Source organism: Nocardioides sp. JCM 18999 (assembly GCF_055391175.1).
Genome location: NZ_AP043887.1, coordinates 1,233,135 through 1,248,321 on the forward strand (window position 1 = coordinate 1,233,135; position 15,187 = coordinate 1,248,321).

The following is a 15,187-nucleotide window of genomic DNA, read 5'->3' on the forward strand; positions in this document are numbered from 1 at the left end:
GACAGATCATGGGACAGCTGGACAACAAGGTCATCGTCGTCACCGGGGCCGCCCAGGGCATCGGGGAGGCCTACGCCAAGGGCTTCGCCGCCGAGGGTGCGGCCGTGGTGGTCGCCGACCTCAACGCCGACCTCGGTGAGCAGGTCGCCAAGCAGATCGAGGCCGACGGCGGCCGCGCGATCTTCGTGCCGGTCGAAGTCTCCGACGCCGCGTCGGCCGAGGCACTGGTCGCCACCACCGTCGAGCAGCTCGGGGGCATCGACGGCCTGGTCAACAACGCCGCGATCTACGGAAACATGCAGTTCGACCTGCTGATCACGGTCGACTGGGACTACTACAAGAAGTTCATGAGCGTGAACATGGACGGCGCCCTGGTGATGACTCGTGCGGTCTACCCCGAGATCGCCAAGCGCGGCGGGGGCTCGATCGTCAACCAGTCCTCCACCGCGGCCTACCTCTACTCCGGCTTCTACGGTCTGGCGAAGTCGGGCGTCAACGGTCTGACCCAGCAGCTCGCCCACGAGCTCGGCGGCCAGAAGATCCGGGTCAACGCGATCGCCCCCGGCCCGACCGACACCGAGGCCACCCGCACCCAGGCCGGCGACGCCGCCAAGGACCTGGTGAAGAACCTCGCGATCAAGCGGATGGGCAAGCCCTCCGACATGGTCGGTGCCGCCACCTTCCTGCTCTCCGATTCCTCGTCGTGGGTGACCGGCCAGGTCATCGCCGTCGACGGCGGACAGACCTTCCGGCCATGAGCATCCGTACCCGTGTCGGGTTCGTGGGCCTGGGCAACATCGGCAAGCCGATGGCGCTGCAGCTCGCCGCGGCCGAGAACATCGACCTGCGGGTCTTCGACCTCGCGCCCGAACCCGTCGACGAGGTCGTCGCCGCCGGTGGGCAGGCCGCCGGTTCGGTCGGCGAGCTGGGCAACTGGGCCGACGTGATCTGCGTGATGGTGCGCGACGATGCCCAGGTGCGCTCGGTCCTGGCCGACGTACTCGTGGATCTCAAGCCGCGCGAAGACATGGTCCCCGTCTCCTTCGTCATCCACTCGACCGTCTCCCCGGAGACCCCGGGGGCGTTGGTGGAGGAGGTGCGTCAGGTCTGCGGCTTCGCCGTCGAGATCATCGACGCCCCCGTCTCCGGCGGCCCGATGGGGGCGGCGGAGGGGAAGCTGGCGATCATGGTCGGCGCCAGCGACGGCGGCTTCAAGTCCGTCGAGCCGGTGCTGTCGGTGATGGGCGCCAAGGTGATCCACGCCGGCGAGCTCGGCGCCGGGACGCAGTTCAAGCTGGCCCGCAACCTGCTCCACTTCGTCTCCTTCACCGCCGCGACCGAGGCGTCGCGGCTGGCCGAGGCGGCCGGGCTCGACCTGGTGGCGCTGGGCGACGTGATCCGTCACACCGACAGCCTCACCGGCGGTCCCGGCGCGATCCTCTACCGCAACACGACCGCCCCGATCGAGCCCGACGACTTCTGGTACGGCGTCTTCGGACACGTGGTCGCGCTAGGGGAGAAGGACCTCACCTTCGCGATCGAGCTGGCCGACCGGCTCGGTGTCGACGTACCGCTCGCCCGCCAGGCCCTGACCGGCCTGGCACCCGGATTGGGGTTGCCGCATGACTGACTCGACAGACGACAAGTTCGCCGACCTGCCCGAGGTGCGTCGCACCGGACTGCTCAAGATGGAGCAGGTCTACGGCTTCGACATGACCGACGGTGAGGGCGACTTCTTCCGGTACACCGCCGACCACCTGTTCGGCGACATCTGGAACCGGCCCGGGCTCTCGGACCGCGACCGTCGCCTGCTGCTGATCGGGATGCTCACCGGCCGCGGTGCTCATGACGTTCTCGAGATCCAGATCCCGGCCGCCTACGCCGCCGGTGAGCTCGATGCCGTGCAGCTGCGGGAGGTCGTGATCCTGCTGTGCCACTACGCCGGCTGGCCCGACGGGTCCCGGCTCAACAGCCTGGTCGAGACCACGATCGCCAACGCCGAGCGGGCCGCCCGCAGGGCCGCGCGTGCGGCTGAGCAGGAGGCGGCGGAGTGAGCCGCTACGCCGCCTTGAGCCGTCAGCAGCTGATCACGCTGATGCCCGACCTGCTGCTGGTCGGTCAGATGATCGACCGATCCGGGATGGCGTGGTGCATCTCCACGTTCGGGCGCGACGAGATGGTCCAGATCGCGATCGAGGAGTGGGCGGGTTCCAGCCCGATCTACACCCGCCGGATGCAGCACGCGCTCGGCTACGCGCCCGCCGTGGCCGGCCAGGGCGACATCGTCACGATCTTCAAGGGGCTGCAGCTCGACATCGGCGCCCCGCCGCAGTTCCTCGACTTCCGCTTCACGGTGACCGACCCGTGGCACGGGGAGTTCGCGCTGGCGCACTGCGGTGCGCTGGTCGACGTGGAGCCGATGGGGGAGAGCTACGTCCAGGGGATGTGCCACACCATCGAGGACCCGACCTTCGACGCCACCGCGGTGGCGGCGAACCCGAAGGCCCAGGTCCGGCCGATCCACCGGCCGCCGGGGCGTCCCGAGGGCCACCCCGAGGGTGGTCCGGTCTGCGCGTGGACGGTGATCATCGACGAGTCCTACCCGGACGCGGTCGGGATCCCGGCGCTCGCGGTCAACGAGGCCTCCCGAGCCGCGTCGCTGGAGCTGGCGCCGATCGACCCGACCGACGAAGGGGCAGCCGACTACGCCGGACCGCTGCTCACCGACATCAATTTCGCGTCCTTCTCGCAATCGGCCCTGGTCAGGATCGCCGACGAGGTCGCGCTCCAAATGGCGCTGCTGGACCGTTCCTTCGTGCTCGCCATCGAGGCCCGGACCGACTTCGACGGCGTGCTCGACCTGCGCCGCAAGCAGCTGACCGGGTTCGCCGGCATCGCCGCGCTGCGGATCGCTCGCACGCTGCGGATCGAGGCCACACCTTCCGGTGCGCTACAGCTCCTCGAGCTGCACCCGATGTTCAACCCGGCTGCCTACGTCGCCCTCGAGCGCGTCGGCGACCGGCTGGTCGTCGGTGCCGGCCCGGCCGACGAGGACGGCGCCTGGGTGAGCCTGCTCGGCCCCGAGTGGTTCCGCCCGCTCGACGCCGCGGTGCGCCAGCTCGACCCGCACTTCAGCGTCGACGTGGTCGCTGAAGCCGACGGCCGCTGGTCGATCGGTGTCGTCGTCACCGAGGAGCCCGCCGCCGGGTTCGACGAGGTCGCGGTCACCATGTTCAGCTCGGGTGTCGACTTCGTCGTGGAACCGCGGCTCTCGCTACCGGTGGTCTCCGTGAGCTGAGCGGTCGGCTGGTTCCTCCGGTACCGTGTCGCGTCCCTCGCGCAGCGGCGCATCCGGCGTCGGCGGGGTCTGGAGGAATGTTCGTGGTCCGCATCTCGAGCCGTGGTCGTGTGGTCGCGGCGTTGGTCATCCCTGCGCTTCTCGGTACCGGGATGGTTGTCGCCACCCCGAGAACCGCGCGAGCTGAGGTGTCCCCGCCGCTCAGCCTCGGCGTCACTCAGGCAGCCCAGTCGACGGTGAACATCAGGGTCTTCCGCTCGGGCGGGATGACCGCACTCACGTACTGGTTCGATGACGAGGCACCCGAGACATCGGCGAGCTGGGACTTCGAAGCCGACGTGAGTGGTCTGTCCGAGGGGCAGCACGTCCTCCACGGGACGGTCGACGGTGACGAGGCCCAGGCCAGCTTCGTCATCGACCGGACGGCGCCCACGCTCAGCGTCACGCCGGCGGACGGGGACGCCGACAACTCCGTCTTCTACGCCCAGGTCCGCCCGCCGGTGTGGGCGGTCGATTCCGCCGACGCCACGGACGTCAAGGTGTCGTGCGGTGTCATCAACGCGCAGGGGCAGCGTGACGGAGGGGTGTGCAACGGCGGATCCTTCGCGCCCTACTTCTACGGCTACGGTGCCTACACCCTCGACGTGACAGCCACCGACGCGGCGGGGAACCAGACGTCGGTCCAGCTGCCGTTCACCTACACCCTCCACCCCGATGCACCGACGATCTCCGGACCGCTCGTGGCGGCCGCGGATGCCGAGTTCACGTTCTCCTCGATCGCTGCGGGAGCGACCTTCGAGTGCCGGACTGGCACCGCCCTGGTCTGGGCGGTCTGCACCAGCCCGCTCACTGTCCACTACCCCGCGTCGGGCGGATACCCGTTCCAGGTGCGTGTCGTCTATCCCGACGGTTCCAAGGGGCCGTCGAACTACCAGAGCGTTTCGGCCGACCTGACGGCGCCCTACTACCTGATCACCCGTTGGAAGGAGACCACGGTCGGCCCGGCGGGCGGTCCGCTGAAGTTCAGCTTCATCCAGGTCGAGGCGCACCCGACCGACGCGGTGCCCCAATGCAGCGTGGCCCTGGACGGCGCGATTCCGTCGTGGTCTCCGTGTGCCAGTCTCTTCTCCTACACTGCCACGCCGACGACTGGCAGCGGCGTCTACTACTTCCGGGTCAAGACGACCGACGCCGTCGGCAACGAGGGCACCTCGGCTTTCAAGTTCACCTACGACGCCACGCCTCCGAGTGTCGCGATCGCGGCTCCGACGCGGCCCGCGCTCCGCCAGCGTGAGTTCGTGGTCAGCACGGACCTGACCGCCAAGGCCGAGCGCTGCCGGGTCGACGCCGGTCCGTGGGTGGACTGTGCGACCCGGTTCGTCGCCACGGGGCTCCGCGACGGACGCCACACGCTGGAGCTGTCCGCCGAGGACGCACTCGGCAACGTCGGTCGCACCGTCCGAACTTTCGACGTCGACGACACCTCCCCGGTCGTGACCTTTGTCGGCAACCCCTCGCGCACCCAGCACCTGCGTGGAAAGAAGCAGATGCGGGTGACGATCGTGGTGAGCGCCGGGGAGGCCAGTCGGTTCGTGTGTCAGCTCAACGGTGGAGCCGCCTACCCCTGCACCTCCGGGTTTGCCCGGACCGCCCGCTTCACCGTCCGCGTCGCCAAGGGGACGCACCACATCCGGGTCTACGCGGTCGACGCGTCCGGCAACCGGAGCAAGGCCATCCGCGCTGGCTGGTTCGTCAAGCGCTGACCGTCAGCACGCAACGACGAAGCCCGCCCCCTCAGTGACGGGGGCGGGCTTCGTCGTTGATCAGGCTCAGCGCAGGCGGAGCTTGCGCATCCAGCGCAGCGACGTCTGCATCTGCTTGGCGTAGTCGTCGTAGGTCTGCTTGCCCTGGGGGCCCATGACCTGCTTCTTCAGCACGGCGACGTTCTGGGTCTCGGTGTACTTGAGCAGACCCTGGTCACCGTGCCGGGCGCCGACGCCCGACTGCTTCATGCCACCGGACGGCGTCCCCTTCGAGGCGTACGCCGTGGCGAGGCCGTCGTTGATGTTGACGTTGCCCGACTCGATCCGGAGCGCGATCTGCTCCGCCCGGGCGATGTCGGAGGTCCAGATCGAGGCGTTCAGGCCGTACGGCGTGTCGTTGGCCAGCTCGATCGCCTCCTCGACCGTCGAGTACCTGTAGAGCGACACCACGGGACCGAAGGTCTCGACGTTGCCGTGCAGCATCTCCTTGGTGGTGCCCTCGAGAATCGTCGGTTCGAAGAACGTCGGACCCAGGTCGGGGCGCTGCTTGCCACCCAGGAGCACCTTCGCGCCCTTGGCGACCGCGTCCTCGACGTGCGACGTGACCCGCTCCATCGCCTCGATCGAGATCAGACCACCGAGCTCGGGGCCGAAGTCGTAGGCGGCGTACTGCTCGAGCTTGCCCGCCTCCGCGACGAACCGGTCACGGAAGGCGTCGTACAAGGAGTCGTGCACGTAGATCCGTTCGATGTGCATGCAGACCTGGCCGGTGTTGGCATAGACGGCGAAGAGCGCACCCTTGACCGTCTCGTCCAGGTCGGCGTCGTCGAGCACGATCATCGGGTTCTTGCCACCGAGCTCGAGGCAGGCGCCGATCAGGTTGCGGCCGGCCTGCTCACCGAGCGTGCGACCGGTCGCGGTGGAGCCGGTGAACATCAGGTAGTCGATCGAGTCCATCATCGTCGGGCCGATGTCCGGACCCTCGCCGCAGACGACCTGGAAGAGACCCTTCGGGAGACCGGCCTGCTCGAGCAGGCTGATCCCGTAGAGCGGCGACAGGGCAGTCTTGTTGTCCGGCTTGAGCAGGATCGCGTTGCCGGCCATCAGCGCCGGGATCGCGTCGGAGAGTCCCGTCGCGAACGGGAAGTTCCACGGCGCGATGATCCCCACCAGGCCCCGGGCCGGGTGGATCTCGGTCGAGTACGACAGGAACGGGACCGGGCCACCGTGCTTGCGCGGCTTGAGCAGCTTGGGCGCGCGCTTGAGGTAGTGGCTGATGATCATCGCCGGGTCGCACGCCTCCTCGAACGCCATCCGCCGAGCCTTGCCGGACTCGGCCTGGATCAGGTCGGCGATCGTGTGCTGGTTCGCGATGATCAGCTCGTGCGCCCGCTCGAACACGGCGAGCCGTTCCTTCAACGGGGTGGCCGCCCACTGCTTCTGCGCCGCCCGGGCCCGCGTTGCGGCCTCGGTGACGTCGGCCGGGGTGGACTGGGGGAGCTCGACGAGCACCTCACCGGTGTACACCTCGGTCAGCTTCCAGGCGCCACCGGCCGTGGACGGTACGCGGGAGACCAAGGAGGTCAGCAGAGCATCGGTGACGGTGCTCGGTCGGGTCAGGCCGGCCATCAGATCACGCCTTTCCAAGGATGAACTCGGCGACCCGGTCGCCGATCATCACTGACGGTGCGTTGGTGTTGCCGCCGGTGATCGACGGCATGATCGAGGCATCGGCGACGCGGAGGCCGTCGATCCCGCGAACCTTGAGGTCCGGACCGACCACGGCCCGCTCGTCGGTGCCCATCCGGCAGGTGCCGACACCGTGGTAGATCGAGGTGGCCCGGTTGCTGATCTCGGCCTTCATCGCCTCGAGGTCGAACGCCGGCCCGGGGTGGATCTCCGAGCGCACCTTGGGCTTGATGATCGGGTTCGCCATGATGTCGCGGATCATCGCGACGCCCTCGAGCAGCACCTGGCGGTCGCCCGGCTCGGCGAGGTAGTTGAAGTTGATCAGCGGCTCGGCGAACGGGTCGTTGCTGCGCAGCTTCAACGACCCCCGCGAGCGCGGGTAGATCAGCGAGCTCATGATCGTCAGCGCCGAGCGCTTGTCGACCTCGTGCCGGATCGGCGCGTCCTGGTTGGGCGACGGGTAGGCCCACGGCAGCACGTGCAGCTGCAGGTCGGGGACGTTGGTCGCCTGCGAGGTCCGGACGAAGCCGACGGTCTCGAAGACGGTGTTCTCCAGGAACGAGTGCCCGCGGGTGAGCTGCTTCGTCAGCCCCTTCGCGAAGTACGGCGCCGTGCCGTGGTGGACGGCGCTCGGCATCTCGAACGTGGTCGGCACGAAGAGGTGGTCGTGCAGGTTGTCCCCGACGGGCAGCTCGTGCACCGGGGTGATCCCCAGAGCGGAGAGCTCGTCGGCGTGGCCGACCCCGGAGAGCTGCAGGATCTGGGCGGAACCGAAGACACCGGCCGAGAGGATGACCTCGGCGCTGGCCCGGATCACGTGCTTCTGCTTCTTGGCGTCGATCACCTCGACGCCGGTGGCCCGGCCGTTCTCGATGATCACCTTCGAGGTGTGCAGGTTGACCAGCACGGTGAGGGTCGGCAGGTTCTGGTTGTGCAGGTAGGCCCGAGCGGCCGAGTAGCGCAGGCCGTCGAACGCCGACTGCTGGAAGGTCGACAGACCCTCCTGCTCCTCGGCGTTGTAGTCGTCGAGCACCTTGACGTTGAGCGTGTCGGCGGCGGCGTTCTTGAACGCGATCGAGGCCTCGGTCGGCTGGGTGTGGCGGGTGACCTTGATCGGGCCGCCCTTCCCGCGGAAGTCGTTGGCGCCGTCCTCGAAGTCCTCGATCCGGCGGTAGGCGTCGTTGACGCCGTCGGCGCCCCAGGTGGCGCCGGTGGCGTCCATCTCGGCGGCCCAGGAGTCGTAGTTGGCGCGGTTGCCGCGGACCCAGAGCACGCCGTTGATCGCGGAGGACCCACCGAGCACCTTGCCGCGCGGCTGGGGGAGCTCACGGTTGTTGGCGTTGGCCTGCGGGGTGGTGTGGTACCCCCAGTCGACGAGCTTCTTCAGCTTCGGCTCGGCGTGCATCGGGCCGATCATCCCGGGGATGTTGAGCATCATGTTCTTGGCGTCGTTCTTGCCGGCCTCGATCAGGATGACGCGCTTGCCCGCCGCCGCCAGGCGACCGGCCGCGGCACAGCCGGCGGACCCGCCGCCGACGACGACGTACTCCGCCTCGGAGACGACGGCGCCGGAACGAACGTCGGCGTTGCTCTTGCTCGGTCGTGCCATCTCAGATCCTCTCGATGATGGTGCCGGACGCCTGCGCGCCACCGGCGCACATGGAGATCAGGGCGGTGGAGGCGTCACGACGCTCGAGCTCGTGCAGCGCGGCGGTCAGCAGCCGGGTGCCCGTCGAGCCGACCGGGTGGCCGAGCGCGATCGCGCCACCGTTGACGTTGATCTTGTCCTCGGGGACCTGGTGGAACTGGGCCCACGACATCACGACGGCCGCGAAGGCCTCGTTGACCTCGCAGATGTCGATGTCGCTGATGCTCATTCCGGTGGTGGCCAACAGCTTCTCGGTCGCCTGGACCGGACCGTCGAGGTGGTAGTACGGGTCGGCGCCGACGAGACAGCTGGCCACGATCCGGGCGCGCGGCTTGAGGCCGAGCTCGTCGGCGAGGTCGGAGTCCATCAGCAGCAGAGCCGAGGCGCCGTCGGAGATCTGGGACGACGTCCCGGCGGTGTGGGTGCCACCCTCGAGGACGGGGTTGAGCGTGCCGAGCTTCTCCAGCGACGTCTCACGGATGCCCTGGTCGGCGGTGACGACCTGGGTCTCGCCGGTGGGCTTGCCCTCCTCGTCCAGGACGGGGGCCTCGACGGCGAAGATCTGGCTGGCGAAGTGGCCGGCATCCTGAGCGGCGCGGGCCTTGGTCTGCGACCAGAGGCCGAACGCGTCCACGTCGGCGCGGGAGAAGCCGCGGTCCTTGGCGATCCGGTCGGCGCCGGTGAACTGGTCGGGGAGGTCGATGTTCCAGTCGTCGGGGCGCGGGCTGCCGGTGCCCTTGGGCACGTTGGAGCCCAGCGGGATCCGGCTCATCATCTCGACGCCGCACGCGACACCGGCCTTGATCTGGCCAGCGGCGATCATGGCGTTGATCAGGTGCGTGGCCTGCTGTGCGGAGGAGCACTGGGCGTCGATCACCGTCGAGGCGGTGTGGTTCGGCAGGCCCGCGTTCATCCACGCACGACGAACCATGTTGTTCGACTGCTCGCCGGCCTGGGACACGCAGCCGCCGATGACCTCATCGATGATGTTCGGGTCGATTCCGGCCCGCTTCAGCACCTCGACCTGGGTCGCCCCGAGCAGGTTGGCGGGGTGGAGACCGGCGAGTGCGCCGCGTCGCTTCCCGATCGGAGTCCGGACTGCTTCGACGATTACGGGGTTTCCCATTGGCTCCTCGCTCGTTAGAGAGATGATCAACACGCAGACGTGACGGGTCTCACCCGTAGATCATCTATAAAACTAGAACGTGTTCTCGATTTGCGCAAGGCTTGTCCGGCCGCGAAACGCGTGTACGATGAACTAGAACGTGTTTCAGTTATTCCCTGTCTCACCGCTGAAAACCTCGGTCCCACCCCGTGCGAAGGAGCTCCCGTGACCGCGCTTGACCTTGACCTCCCCATCGGCTTCGACCCGACTGACCCGGGCGTCCGTGAGGATGGCGTGACGCTCGCCGAGTTCGCAGAACTGCGCAAGACCGCCCCGGCCTGGTTCGTCAAGCAGACCCCCGCGGGTCGAGCCGGCTTCCTGGACGAGGGCTACTGGGCGATCACGCGCCACGCCGACATCTCGGACATCTCGAAGAACTCCAAGGACTTCGCCAACGGCCAGAACGGCGTCATCATCCGGTTCGCGGAGGACATGACCCGCGACCAGGTCGAGCTGCAGAACGTGATGATGGTCAACCAGGACGCTCCCGACCACACCAAGCTCCGCCAGATCATCAGCCGCGGCTTCACCCCGCGCGCCATCGGTGCCCTCCACGAGGCCCTGATCGAGCGCGCCGACAAGATCGTCTCCGAGGCGCTGGCCAAGGGCGAGGGCGACTTCGTCGTCGACGTCGCCGCTGAGCTGCCCCTCCAGGCGATCGCCGAGCTCCTCGGCGTGCCGCAGGAGGACCGGATCAAGCTGTTCGACTGGTCCAACCAGATGCTCTCCTACGACGACCCCGACGTCCCCGGTGACCCGGAGACCGCTGCCGCCGAGATCCTCGGCTACGCGATGGGTCTGGCCGCGGAGCGCAAGGAGAACCCGGGCGACGACATCATCTCCAAGCTCGTCACCGCCGACCTCGACGGCCACGGCGCCCTGACCGACGACGAGTTCGGCTTCTTCGTGATCCTGCTCGCCGTCGCCGGCAACGAGACCACCCGGAACGCGATCACGCACGGCATGATCGCCTTCTTCGACAACCCGGAGCAGTGGGACATCTGGGTCAAGGACCGCCCCGACACGATGATCGACGAGGTCATCCGCTGGGCCACGCCCGTCTCCGTCTTCCAGCGCACCGCGATCAACGACGTCGAGATCGGTGGCCAGCTGATCAAGGCCGGCGAGCGCGTCGGTCTCTTCTACGCCAGCGGCAACAACGACGAGGACGTCTTCGAGAACCCGCGCGAGTTCAACATCGAGCGTCAGGACAACCCGCACCTGGCCTTCGGTGGTCACGGCGCGCACTACTGCATCGGCGCCAACCTCGCCCGCCTCGAGATCAAGATCGTCTTCGACGCCATCGCCGACAAGATGCCGAACATCAAGCAGGCCGGCGAGCCGAAGCGGCTGCGCCACTCCTGGATCAACGGCATCAAGGAGCTCCCTGTCACCTACGCGTGACACAGCCTCACTCACGCAGTACGACGGCCCTCCCGGTCTGACCGGGAGGGCCGTCGTCGTTCCTCGGCTGCTGGCGTGTCAGCACACAAATGAACGATTCTGGCCGGCGAGTCGGGCAACTCGCCGGCCAGAATCGTTCATTTGTGCGTCAGCGCGACAGCTTCTGCCGCCGGTGCTGCCATCAGTCCTTGAAGGACGGGCGCCGCTTCTCCTTGCGAGCCCGGATGGCCTCGTCGAAGTTGCCGGTGAGGAGCCGGATCAGGAGCTGACCGATGCCCTCGCTGTGCATGTGGCCGGCGAACGAGGTCGCCTCCTGGCCGTCGATCAGGGTGCGCTTGGTCAGCTCGATCCCGGGACGGCTCCAGCCGACGATCGCGTCGGCGGTCTCGAGCGCGGAGTCCATCAGGTCGGCGTCCGGCACGACCCGCGACACCAGCCCGATCGCCGACGCCTCGACGGCGTCGACGTCGCGTCCGGTGAGCATGATCTCGGCGGCCCGCGAGGAGCCGATCGCGCGGGGGAGCAGGAAGCTCAGGCCCAGCTCCGAGGCGCTGAGCCCGTTGTTGATCCCCGCCGCCCGGAAGTACGCCGACTCCCCGGCGATCCGCACGTCGCACGCCAGTGCCAGGCAGAGCCCACCGCCGATGGTGGCGCCGTTGATCGCGGCGATCACCGGCTGGTGCATCGAGCGCAGCGTGGTGACGAGCTCCTCGAGCAGCTCCATCGCCCGCACAGCGATCGTGACACCGGTCAGCCCGGAGATGTTGGGCATGGTGCCCTTCTCGCCGCTCTGGTCGGCGCCGGAGCAGAAGCCCCGGCCCTCGCCGGTGAGGATCACGACCCGGACCGTGTTGTCGTCCGACAGCTCCTCGAGCTGGCGCCGCAGCGGCAGCATCAGGTCGAACGACATCGAGTTCATCCGCTCGGGACGGTTCAACCGAACGACCGCGACCTCGGGCCGCGGTCGTTCGATGATCAGGAACTGGTCGGTCATCAGACCGGCGGCTTGTCGCCGACGACCCACATCGCGAAGAACTGCGAGCCGCCGCCGTACGCGTGCCCGAGGGCCCGACGTGCGCCGTCGACCTGGTGCTCGCCCGCGGCGCCGCGGACCTGCAGCGCCGCCTCGGCGAAGCGCAGCATGCCGGAGGCACCGATCGGGTTGGACGAGAGCACGCCGCCGGACATGTTGAACGGGATCTTGCCGCCGATCGCGGTCTCGCCGGCCTCGGTCAGCTTCCAGCCCTCACCCGCTGCTGCGAAGCCGATGTTCTCCAGCCACATCGGCTCGAACCAGGAGAACGGCACGTAGACCTCGGCGCAGTCGATCTCCTCGATCGGGTTGGTGATCCCGGCCTGCTTGAACACCGACGCGGCAGCGTCGCGGCCGGCCTGGGGGTTGACCTGGTCACGCTCGGCGGCCGTGGTCGGCTCCGAGCGCATCGCGGTGCCGTGGATCCAGGCCGGGTTGGGCGAGGACTTCGCGATGTCCTCGGACACGATCACCATCGCGCAGGCACCGTCGGAGGACGGGCAGGTCTCGTCGTACCGGATCGGGTCCCACAGCATCTGCGAGGCCAGCACGGACTCGACCGTGGTGCCCTCGTTGTGCAGGTGCGCATAGGGATTGAGAAGCGCGTTGTTGCGGTCCTTCGCGGCCACGATCGCACCGATGTGGTTCGGCGCGCCCGAGCGGCGGATGTAGGAACGCACGTGCGGGGCGAAGTAGCCACCGGCACCGGCGTGCACCGGCATGATGAACGGGACCGGCACCGACAGCGCCCACATCGCGTTGGACTCGGACTGCTTCTCGAAGGCCACGGTGAGCACCTTGCGGTGGATCCCGGACTGCACCAGCGAGGACGCCACGATCGCGGTCGAACCACCGACCGAGCCGGCGGTGTGCACCCGCAGCAGCGGCTTCCCGGCGGCACCGAGCGCCTCGGCGAGGAACAGCTCGGGCATCATCACGCCCTCGAACAGGTCGGGCGCCTTCCCGATCACGATGGCGTCGATCTCGTCCATCGTCATCCCGGCGTCGGCCAGGGCCCGGTCCATCGCCTCGCGGCACAGGCCGGCCATCGACACGTCACCACGCAGGGCGCGGTGGTGGGTCTGACCGACACCGATCACGGCGGCAGGCTGCTTACCCATCTCAGCGGGTTCCCTTCGGGTTGGAGTCGAGCAGGCAGACGAGGTTCTGCTGCAGGGCGGGGCCACTGGTGGTGTGCCCCAGGGCGATGTCGACGGAGCCGTCCCAGACCCGGCGAGCTGCCTCGCCGAGCCGGATCGCGCCACCGGCGAACATCGGGTTGCCGGCCAGCGCGCCGCCGGACGGGTTGATCCGGACGTCGTCGGCCAGGCCGAGCGAGCGACGCAGGATCAGCTCCTGGTGCGAGAACGGGGCGTGGAGCTCGGCGAGCTCGACGTGGTCGAGGCCGCCCACGGCGCGGGCCGCGTTGGCCGCGGAGACCGACGCGGTCAGGTCGCGGTTGCCCAGCTGCAGGCCGTCGCTGAAGTGCGAGAGGCCGGTGATCCAGGCGGGACGCTCGCGGACGTCGCGGGCACGGTCGCCGGCGGCGAGCGCGATCGCGACCGCACCGTCGGTGACGGGCGCGCAGTCGTGCTTGCGCAGCGGGTCGGCGAACATCGGCCGGGCGAGCAGGTCGGCCACCGAGGACCCACCGGCGCGGACGGCGTACTCGTTCTTCTCGGCGTCGGTGAGGGAGCGGTCGACGACCGCGGCCATCGCCGCCTCGTCCCAGAGCCCGGCGTCGATGCCGACACGCGCCTGCAGCGCGGCCAACGAGACGGTGTCGGGCCACATCGGGGTCATCGTGTACGGGTCGAGCTGCATCGTCAGGGTGCGACGGAGCTGGCCGGCCGAGGACTTGCCGAAGCCGAAGATCACCGCGGTGTCGATCTCGCCGGTCTGGATCTTCACCCAGGCCTCGTAGAGCGCCCAGGCGGCGTCCATCTCGACGTGGGACTCGTTGATCGGCGGCAGCACCCCGATCGCGTCGATCGCCGAGACGAACGAGAACGAGCGTCCGGCCAGGTAGTCGGAGGAGCCCGAGCACCAGAAGCCGACGTCCTTCTTCGTCCAGCCGGTCTGCTCGTAGATGTCACCGAAGATCGGCACCAACAGCTCCGCCATCGTCGGGGAGCCGTCGTAGTCCTTCTGCTGTCGCTGGGAGAATCCAACGATCGCGACGTCACGCATGACTTGTGTCCCCTTTCTCAGAGGTGGTGCTTGTAGGTGTCGAAGTCCGCGTCCGGCTCGTCGGCCGGCGCGAAGTGGTCGATGTTCTCGATCGTGGTGCCCCACTCGTCCTCGGGCTTCCAGACCGCCTTGACCCGCAGACCCATCCGGACCTCGTCGGCGGGCAGGCCGAGGATCAGGTGCTGGAGGGCGATGTCGGCGCCGTCGAGCAGGATGTAGGCCGAGACGTACGGCGGCGTCAGCTTCTGGCCGAGGAACGGCACGTTGACGATGCAGAACGTGGTCACCGTGCCGGTCTGGCCGAGCTCGACCTCCTCGACCGTGGGGACGCCGTCGACGGGGCAGGCCGGCCGCGGCGGCACGTAGACCTTCTCGCAGGTGGGGCAGCGCTGGCCGACGATCCGGCCCTCGGCGAGGCCCCGGAAGAAGGCGGACTCCTCGGGGGAGGCGGCGTAGTTGTAGTCCAGGCTGGTCGGCGTGACGATCCGGGTGACCGGCTCCTCGTCGCTGGAGAGCCTGACCGCGGGCAGGTCGTTGCCGTCGCTGGGCTCGAAGACCAGGTCGGTGACCGAGCCGGTGCGCTCGTCGTTCCAACGGGCGCGCACCCGCATGCCGGTGCTCATCTCGGCGGCCGAGGCGACGTCGACGGCGTGCAGCAGCGAGGTGTCGGCGCCGTCGAGCTGGATCAGCGCGAACGCGAAGGGGCGGCTGAAGGGCTGGCCGTCGACCGGCTCGCTCACCCAGGTCCACGACGTGACCACGCCGGTGTCGGGCAGGTCGACGAAGTCGGTCACCGCGGCGTGCGTGCCGGGGTCGAACTCCGGCGGCGGGACGGCGACGCGGCCATCGGCCAGACGAGCGCCGGTGAAGTAGCCGTCGCGGAGTCCGGTGAGGAAGTGGCCGAGCACGGGGCCGACCGATCGGGTGTAGTCGAAGGCAACCGTGACAGGTGCCGACAAGGTTCGGGCCATGACAGAAAGTGAAACACGTTCTAGTA

13 protein-coding genes are annotated in these 15,187 nt (G+C 68.7%); 6 read left to right on the forward strand and 7 right to left on the reverse strand.

All coding sequences use genetic code 11. The annotated features are described in order from the left end of the window. The first annotated feature begins 8 nt into the window (after positions 1 to 8). From ACZ5J1_RS05930 to ACZ5J1_RS05950, 5 genes are all read left to right on the forward strand, one after another. Positions 9 to 758, forward strand: coding sequence for an SDR family oxidoreductase (locus tag ACZ5J1_RS05930; protein ID WP_464563437.1), 750 nt, complete (start codon positions 9 to 11; stop codon positions 756 to 758). Next, positions 755 to 1,630, forward strand: a complete 876-nt coding sequence (locus ACZ5J1_RS05935; protein WP_464563438.1) for an NAD(P)-dependent oxidoreductase — start codon at positions 755 to 757, stop codon at positions 1,628 to 1,630. Before ACZ5J1_RS05930 ends, ACZ5J1_RS05935 begins: the two co-directional genes overlap by 4 nt. Further along, the gene (locus ACZ5J1_RS05940; RefSeq protein WP_464563440.1) at positions 1,623 to 2,054 is read left to right on the forward strand and encodes a carboxymuconolactone decarboxylase family protein; all 432 of its coding nucleotides are present in this window, start codon (positions 1,623 to 1,625) and stop codon (positions 2,052 to 2,054) included. Before ACZ5J1_RS05935 ends, ACZ5J1_RS05940 begins: the two co-directional genes overlap by 8 nt. Beyond that, entirely contained in the window at positions 2,051 to 3,298 is a 1,248-nt protein-coding gene (locus ACZ5J1_RS05945) for a hypothetical protein (protein WP_464563442.1), read from the forward strand. The genes ACZ5J1_RS05940 and ACZ5J1_RS05945 overlap by 4 nt, the downstream gene beginning before the upstream one ends. Before the next feature lie 266 nt (positions 3,299 to 3,564). Beyond that, entirely contained in the window at positions 3,565 to 5,061 is a 1,497-nt protein-coding gene (locus tag ACZ5J1_RS05950; RefSeq protein ID WP_464563444.1) for a hypothetical protein, read from the forward strand. Between the two features lie 66 nt (positions 5,062 to 5,127). Here the strand turns inward: ACZ5J1_RS05950 and ACZ5J1_RS05955 are convergent, their stop codons facing one another. Genes ACZ5J1_RS05955 through ACZ5J1_RS05965 form a run of 3 tightly spaced genes read right to left on the reverse strand, consistent with a single transcriptional unit; the run spans position 5,128 to position 9,524 of the window. Beyond that, positions 5,128 to 6,690 carry a succinic semialdehyde dehydrogenase gene (locus ACZ5J1_RS05955; RefSeq protein WP_464563446.1) on the reverse strand — a complete coding sequence of 521 codons (1,563 nt, stop codon included), beginning with the start codon at positions 6,688 to 6,690 and terminating at the stop codon, positions 5,128 to 5,130. Positions 6,691 to 6,694: 4 nt separating this feature from the next. Then, positions 6,695 to 8,359: a GMC family oxidoreductase gene (locus tag ACZ5J1_RS05960; protein WP_464563448.1), complete on the reverse strand. Its 1,665-nt coding sequence runs from the start codon at positions 8,357 to 8,359 to the stop codon at positions 6,695 to 6,697. A 1-nt stretch (position 8,360) separates the two neighbouring features. Next, positions 8,361 to 9,524: a steroid 3-ketoacyl-CoA thiolase gene (locus ACZ5J1_RS05965; RefSeq protein ID WP_464563450.1), complete on the reverse strand. Its 1,164-nt coding sequence runs from the start codon at positions 9,522 to 9,524 to the stop codon at positions 8,361 to 8,363. A 204-nt stretch (positions 9,525 to 9,728) separates the two neighbouring features. Here ACZ5J1_RS05965 and ACZ5J1_RS05970 point away from each other — a divergent pair, with 204 nt between their 5' ends. Further along, positions 9,729 to 10,967, forward strand: coding sequence for a cytochrome P450 (locus ACZ5J1_RS05970; protein WP_464563452.1), 1,239 nt, complete (start codon positions 9,729 to 9,731; stop codon positions 10,965 to 10,967). Positions 10,968 to 11,148: 181 nt separating this feature from the next. Here the strand turns inward: ACZ5J1_RS05970 and ACZ5J1_RS05975 are convergent, their stop codons facing one another. From ACZ5J1_RS05975 to ACZ5J1_RS05990, 4 genes are read right to left on the reverse strand one after another with little or no spacing between them, the layout of a single operon-like run. Further along, a complete protein-coding gene (locus ACZ5J1_RS05975; protein WP_464563454.1) occupies positions 11,149 to 11,961 on the reverse strand; it encodes an enoyl-CoA hydratase in 813 nt (270 codons plus the stop codon). Beyond that, the gene (locus tag ACZ5J1_RS05980; protein ID WP_464563456.1) at positions 11,961 to 13,121 is read right to left on the reverse strand and encodes a thiolase domain-containing protein; all 1,161 of its coding nucleotides are present in this window, start codon (positions 13,119 to 13,121) and stop codon (positions 11,961 to 11,963) included. The genes ACZ5J1_RS05975 and ACZ5J1_RS05980 overlap by 1 nt, the downstream gene beginning before the upstream one ends. 1 nt (position 13,122) lies before the next feature. Beyond that, positions 13,123 to 14,190, reverse strand: coding sequence for a thiolase domain-containing protein (locus ACZ5J1_RS05985; protein WP_464563458.1), 1,068 nt, complete (start codon positions 14,188 to 14,190; stop codon positions 13,123 to 13,125). 17 nt (positions 14,191 to 14,207) lie between these two features. Further along, entirely contained in the window at positions 14,208 to 15,161 is a 954-nt protein-coding gene (locus tag ACZ5J1_RS05990) for a Zn-ribbon domain-containing OB-fold protein (protein WP_464563459.1), read from the reverse strand. Positions 15,162 to 15,187: the final 26 nt, after the last annotated feature.

What these genes read in the sequence shown, in the direction of transcription:
- ACZ5J1_RS05980 (WP_464563456.1), bottom strand. Translation starts at nt 13,121, where the DNA reads ATGGGTAAGCAGCCTGCCGCCGTGATCGGTGTCGGTCAGACCCACCAC.
- ACZ5J1_RS05990 (WP_464563459.1), bottom strand. Translation starts at nt 15,161, where the DNA reads ATGGCCCGAACCTTGTCGGCACCTGTCACGGTTGCCTTCGACTACACC.
- ACZ5J1_RS05935 (WP_464563438.1), top strand. Translation starts at nt 755, where the DNA reads ATGAGCATCCGTACCCGTGTCGGGTTCGTGGGCCTGGGCAACATCGGC.
- ACZ5J1_RS05985 (WP_464563458.1), bottom strand. Translation starts at nt 14,190, where the DNA reads ATGCGTGACGTCGCGATCGTTGGATTCTCCCAGCGACAGCAGAAGGAC.
- ACZ5J1_RS05955 (WP_464563446.1), bottom strand. Translation starts at nt 6,690, where the DNA reads ATGGCCGGCCTGACCCGACCGAGCACCGTCACCGATGCTCTGCTGACC.
- ACZ5J1_RS05950 (WP_464563444.1), top strand. Translation starts at nt 3,565, where the DNA reads ATGACCGCACTCACGTACTGGTTCGATGACGAGGCACCCGAGACATCG.
- ACZ5J1_RS05940 (WP_464563440.1), top strand. Translation starts at nt 1,623, where the DNA reads ATGACTGACTCGACAGACGACAAGTTCGCCGACCTGCCCGAGGTGCGT.
- ACZ5J1_RS05930 (WP_464563437.1), top strand. Translation starts at nt 9, where the DNA reads ATGGGACAGCTGGACAACAAGGTCATCGTCGTCACCGGGGCCGCCCAG.
- ACZ5J1_RS05975 (WP_464563454.1), bottom strand. Translation starts at nt 11,961, where the DNA reads ATGACCGACCAGTTCCTGATCATCGAACGACCGCGGCCCGAGGTCGCG.
- ACZ5J1_RS05965 (WP_464563450.1), bottom strand. Translation starts at nt 9,524, where the DNA reads ATGGGAAACCCCGTAATCGTCGAAGCAGTCCGGACTCCGATCGGGAAG.
- ACZ5J1_RS05960 (WP_464563448.1), bottom strand. Translation starts at nt 8,359, where the DNA reads ATGGCACGACCGAGCAAGAGCAACGCCGACGTTCGTTCCGGCGCCGTC.